The organism is Noviherbaspirillum denitrificans (genome assembly GCF_002211445.1).
GTDB classification, from domain to species: Bacteria; Pseudomonadota; Gammaproteobacteria; order Burkholderiales; family Burkholderiaceae_D; genus Noviherbaspirillum; species Noviherbaspirillum denitrificans.
Window position 1 is genome coordinate 4,433,742 of the sequence record NZ_LSTO01000001.1, and the last position, 5,754, is coordinate 4,439,495.

The following is a 5,754-nucleotide window of genomic DNA, read 5'->3' on the forward strand; positions in this document are numbered from 1 at the left end:
CAATCAGCAATAGCGGATGATCTTGGCTTATTTTCAGTTTGCTTTCGTAGCTGGGCGATTCGTGCATCTACAGACGTAGCGGACTCCACACCGGCCTGAGTTGCTGAGGAAGCAGAGGCATGAACTGGTATCGAGACAATAGGCGATGTCATATTTATCTCTCGAAGTTGTTCTTTCGTGGAAGTTCTACTCTTGGCGGCGAATACCAATCCGTCAGTTCAACCTCAACGTGCTCATCTTGAAAGATATGCACTTCGAGCATTTTCGGCACCCTAATCTTAGGTTCAGGAATCAGAGCCTTCGCTGTTTTCCAGGGGCCCTCGCTAGCGTTGTTTGTCCATTTGACTTCAACTTCGTACGGGAAACCAATACCTTCAATGTAATAGAAGCAACAATATGGCCCGCCGCCTCCGGACGTGGGGGAGCTCAGGAAAATATGCCCACCCCCATACCCACTAACGTTAAAGCTCTGTATGTACTTGTCGGTGTAGTTGTACCCAACCAAATCCACTTTTATCTGTTTCCCCGGTTTGACAGTCCGAAGCATTTCATCCATTTCTGTCTTTGAAATCGCCTTGACATAGACAACGTCATTGTCATTGCGCGACATGATCAGTCTGTCCTTGTCGCGTTGTAGCTCTAGTTTTCCGCTTGGAGGTAGCGCAACCTGGCCTGGCCGGCTGCTGTCCACTTCAAGAATCACTTGCTTGTCGTTGCCTCTCCAAGTGCCTTCGGCACCTTCATCAAGTCCTCCGTATACCATTCCATAGACAAACTTCCCGTTCGCGAACAGCTCGATTTCGGATGCCGCTTCGCTTTGGCCGTTGAGAATGTATTTGCCGACAAGTGCGGACGGGCGATTGGCTGGTTGATCCATGCCACCGATCCGGCCGCAGCCCATGACAAGCAGGCTGAGAAATGAAACAAGCAGAAGTGCGGCTACACCGCGTCGTGTGAACTGATGCAAAAACATCGGATTATTTCTCCGTCATGGCGTCGTTTCCAGCGAATGAGGAAACTCTCTCTTTCATGGACATGTCTTCCAGGCTTTCCTCACCTTCCATCAAGGCGATAACACAACAGGTGAGTATTTCTGCAATGCTGTTCAATTGAAGTGCTCTGGTTCTTGCAATCAGGCGCTTGACGAATGCATGCTGTTCTCCCCTTCCCAGGCGCGAAATGAGGTCGTTCTGACTTTCTTTCAGGTGTGCCAGTACGGTGTCCGGGAAAGCCAGATCGGTAAGCATGTCTTCCTGCGATTGGCTGAATGCAATTGGTGGTACGAAGGCGTCGTTTTCTGTGAAGTTGCACGCATAGGAGCACAACCGGTTATCGCGGTCCACGTACCACCATGCATTGGCGATGCTTGAAAAGATCGCTGCATCGCCGGGCGTCAATACCGACAGGACATTAGGGAGGACGCGCGTGTCGTAATAGCGCAGGAGCACTTCCATGTTGCCGCTTAGTTGGGCTTCGGTACGGGAACCTAAGCGGCGTGCGAGTTCCTGTATCGGCAAGGGCGACGCCAGCCAGGAGATGGCGTGGGTTTCCATGGCATTTTGGACCATATAGGCGATGGCATGGGCAGCGGATGGACCTTTTCCTAGACTGACCAGGTAGGGTGCAGCGCCAGCGCCGGCATCTGTGTTCCTGGTCTCTGGGCGGATGGCATTGAACAACGAAATATGCTGGGTGCTTTTCAACGGAGCACGTCGGATCGATTTGCCAAAATCCGCTATCTGTGCGGCATCGACAAGTGCGTACCAGTCACTTTGCGGGTATTGAATCAGCTTGCTGCGCAGGGCAACTTCGATTTCGGCTGCGGCCGTATCTTGCAAGCCAAGGCGAGTGTCCGTCATTCCGCATACCTCCGTGCGAACGGGCTGCCCGATTGCGCTGCTTTCATCAGACATGCAATACAGATGTCGTGACCTGGAAGTTCTGGCACGACTGGATCAACCTTGGCCGGGCCAGTGAGATTCTTCACACTGCCGTGAATGTTGATCGGCCCGGGCGCCTTCATCGTGATTCGACCATCTGCAATCTCTACCTGGCATCCTCCCGCCGTCAGGCGAATACTCTTTGCCGAAGTGAAGTCGATATCGCTGGCGACGGAGGTGATCCTGATGTCCTTCTTCGCAATCGCCTCGATCTCATCATCCTGCGCCTGGATTTGCACCTTGCCTTCGCCTGCGAATAGCTTGATGCCGGACTTGGCGACAAAAACGCTCCATGCTTCCTTGATCGCCATCGACAGGTTCCTGCCCACGGCGATATTCGTGTCCTGCTGGCTCGATAGATGGAGGTGTTCGCCGGCAGCGATGTCATGGCTCTTCGGTGTCGCACTGACGATGCCTGCCGGGCTGGAGAACGCGAGCAGCGGTTCTTCATAGCCGGGCACTTCCGCCTTTTGGCCAGTGCCGCCTTGCTGCGTGTACGTCTTGTTCGCAACGTTGATCAGGCGCTCCGCTTCTTCATTCGCTTGCAGCGGATCGGCGTTGTGGCCCTTCGCCGCGTCGGACAAGGTCTTTGACAGCTCGAGGTTGGAGTTGAGCTGGTTCGTCAGCTCCTTGCTGTCGAGGTGGTTGCCTGTTTCATTGTTCCGCGCATCGGTACTGAGCAGCATGCCCTTGCCTGCACGGATCACTCCATACTGGTCGGTTCTTAGCTCGAATCCTTCTCCCCTCGGTTCCCCTTTGCCTTCGCGTCTGGGATGCACGAGATAGCCTTGGTTGAGTGCCGTCTTGCCATGGTCGGTGGCGACACGGATGCGCTGCTCATTCGTGCTGTCATCCCAGACAATTTCATTGAGCCCCCTGCCCTTGACCATCTTGCTCTTGATGCCGGACAGTGCCTTGTTGCCAGGGAGGTTGCCTGAGTCCGAGAAGGCAGCGGGTTTGTGTGTGCCGTTGTAGACCGAACCGGTGACGACCGGGCGGTCGATGTCGCCGTTGATGAACTGGATCAAGACTTCATCGCCGATCCTGGGAATCCACACCTGCCCGTACTGGCTGCCGGTCCAGGGTTGAGCGACGCGGATCCAGAGCGAATCGCGGTCGGTGCCGGAAGCGCCGGCGCCCTCCGCATAACCATGGTCCTGGCTGCGGGTGAACGGCATCTTGACCTTGATGCAGCCGAGGTCGTTGACGTGGATTTCTTCTCCGGGCGGACCGACGACGGTCGCGGTCAACAGCGTGGGTGCGGTCGGCTTGGCATGTTCGGTGCTGCTGAAGGCGGGGATGATGGGAATGTGTTTGCGCGAGGCATCGAAATCAGCTTGATACACCGGCTCACTGTCTTCTCCCTGCAGCAGGTTGTTGCGGGCGACGAGGCGTGTGCGTAGTACCGTGAATTGCCGGTCTTCCGGCGCATCCTGCTCATGCACCGGATGCTCGGCCAGTTCGAAATGGCGGCCGACCATCAATTCGCGGTGGCTGGCCTTGCCGGTGAAATGCTTGCTCGCGAATTCATGGGCGCCAATGCGCAGGTTACCGTAGCGGGCGTAATCGTCTTCGTCGTTGGCGCTGTGGTGCGGGTCGTAACGGTAGTCTTCCAGCGTCGAAGAAAGTTGCGAACCATGTTCGCCCTGGTCGATGCCGGCGCCGTCATTTCTTACGCTGGTGACCACCGATTTGTAATCGTAGCTCGCGCGTTCAATACCGCCGGGTTGCAGTGTCCTTGCACCTTGCCAGTCGGTGATGCTGTCTTCGGGTTCGGTGCCGTCGTCGCGGTGGAAGCGGATCTTGGCTGCAGTGACGGATTCCAGTGCGGAGACGTCGTCGAACAGCACCAGGGTCAGTTTCGGATGCTCACCCGGCTCTCCTGCTTCGCCATGTTCGAAGTACCAGCTGATGCCTTCTTGCGCGAGCCAGCGGCAGATAAAGGCCGTGTCGGATTCGTTGTACTGGGTGACCCAGGATTGCACCGGATGTTCGCCGATGCAGCGGTCGTCGAGGTCGAAGCAGGAAGCAAGTACCGGATTGCTTTGCCGATGTTCGGACAGCAGCACGGACACAAACTCAAGGACCGTTAAATCCTGGAACACGCGGCTGTTTACGCGCAACGCCAGGACAGCAAACGGATCCTGCAGCGTCAGCACATAGCGGGTAAAGCCGCCATCGGAGCCGCCGAATTCGGCGCGGGTGATGAGGCCGCACAGCGCGCGTTCTTCGCCGCCGTCGGTCAGCAAGGAAACCTGCACCGGCAAGCCGATGAATTGCTTCAGCTCCAGGAAGGCATCGGAAGACAGGCAAGTCAGGGTGTAGGTGAAGCCTTCCGATATCCCTTCCTCACCTGACAGTTCCTGCGGCAGCAGCGTGCCTTCGTCGATGCCGGAGCCGGGGGCGAAGGACAGCGTGAACAGGCGGTCGGACTGGGCGAAAGCCAAGGCATCGGGCAGCACGGGAAGGGGAAAGGCAGCAGGCATTGATTGTCAATTTGGTAACAAATTGGTGCCGGCGACGATATCCCAGAATTAACAAAAGTGCAATGTCCAGGTAGCAGCACATGTTTTCGCATAGCACCGATTTAGCTAAATTCGATGCCAACTTGAATCTTTACAATTTGTAACTATCGACCTACTCTGAATTTTCGCAGCCAAAAGAGATTCAACATCCACAGGGAGAGCAAGCATGAAGAAATCGGCATGGGCAGCACTCGCATCGGCATCGGCGGCAATCATCCTCGCCGCATGCGGCGGCGGCGGAGATTCGACCACGGCGGCTTCCGGCACGGGAACCGGCACCGGGACGGGTACGGGAACCGGAACGACGACGACCACTACGATTTCCGGTTCCGCAGTGAAGGGGCCGGTCGCCAATGCCACGGTCACCGTGAAGAACGCGGCCACCGGCGCGACCCTCGGCACGACGACCACCAATGCCAGCGGCGCCTATACCGTGAACGTACCCTTCACCGGTGACGTAATCGTGGAAGTCAGCGGCGGCAGCTATACCGATGAAGCGACCAATGCGACGACCAGCCTGTCCTCGCCGATGAAGGTGGTCATCAATGCCGGTGGCGGCAGCGTGACCGGCATCGTGACGCCGCTCACCACGATGGCCTACACCGCCGCCTTCGGCACCGGAGGGACGGTGACCTCGGCCGCGTTCAACACTTCCGCGACCAAGATTGCCTCCCAGTTCAAGCTTACCAACGTCAACATCGCGACCACCTTGCCGTCCGTGACCGGCACCACCGACGCCTACGGCCAGGTGCTGCGCGGTGTGTCGAAGTACATGCAGACCGAGAACAAGACGCTGGACACGGTGACCAACACCACGTTCACCTCCGCGCAGCTTGCGGCCTTCTCCAGCGCCTTCAACAGCGCGTACGCGTCGATCAACCCGGGCTCGGCCGTGACCTTCAACTTTGACGGCAATGGCTTCAACCTCACCGGCACCGGTGCGGGCGGCGGCACCGGCACCTGCGGCGTGAATGTGCAGGGGTCCGTGAGCGCACAGGGCTTCACCGTGCCGCTCAACATCAACTACTGCATCAGCGGCATCGCCGCCGGCTCCTGCGGCACCGGCAACTCGTCGATCAACCAGTCACTCGCCGGACAGAGCGGACTGGTCGGCGCGACCAACCTGAACTACACCTACTCGGCCACCTGCGCCGCCGGTGCGTTCACCATCAACCTGCAGTAAGGCATAGGGTCCACGGTCATGCCGCGAGTGCGGCATGACCCGCCCGTTTCATAAACCAGCGAGCGAAAGCATGAAACACTCCGACTGGCGGTAGCAGCTCGCTCGC

The 5,754-nt window shown here is 57.6% G+C and carries 4 protein-coding genes; 1 reads left to right on the plus strand and 3 read right to left on the minus strand.

The window, feature by feature from the left end; all coding sequences use genetic code 11:
• Positions 1–154: 154 nt before the first annotated feature.
• From AYR66_RS21475 to AYR66_RS21485, 3 genes are read right to left on the minus strand one after another with little or no spacing between them, the layout of a single operon-like run.
• Positions 155–973, minus strand: coding sequence for a DUF3304 domain-containing protein (locus AYR66_RS21475; RefSeq protein ID WP_088709198.1), 819 nt, complete (start codon positions 971–973; stop codon positions 155–157).
• A gap of 4 nt (positions 974–977) precedes the next feature.
• Positions 978–1,859, minus strand: a complete 882-nt coding sequence (locus AYR66_RS21480; protein ID WP_170942234.1) for a DUF4123 domain-containing protein — start codon at positions 1,857–1,859, stop codon at positions 978–980.
• Positions 1,856–4,426 (minus strand): type VI secretion system Vgr family protein, encoded by a 2,571-nt coding sequence (locus AYR66_RS21485; RefSeq protein WP_088709200.1) that lies wholly within the window; start codon positions 4,424–4,426, stop codon positions 1,856–1,858. Before AYR66_RS21485 ends, AYR66_RS21480 begins: the two co-directional genes overlap by 4 nt.
• Before the next feature lie 205 nt (positions 4,427–4,631).
• On the opposite strand from AYR66_RS21485, the gene AYR66_RS21490 reads away from it, so the two are divergent.
• The gene (locus AYR66_RS21490) at positions 4,632–5,648 is read left to right on the plus strand and encodes a hypothetical protein (protein ID WP_088709201.1); all 1,017 of its coding nucleotides are present in this window, start codon (positions 4,632–4,634) and stop codon (positions 5,646–5,648) included.
• Positions 5,649–5,754 lie beyond the last annotated feature (106 nt).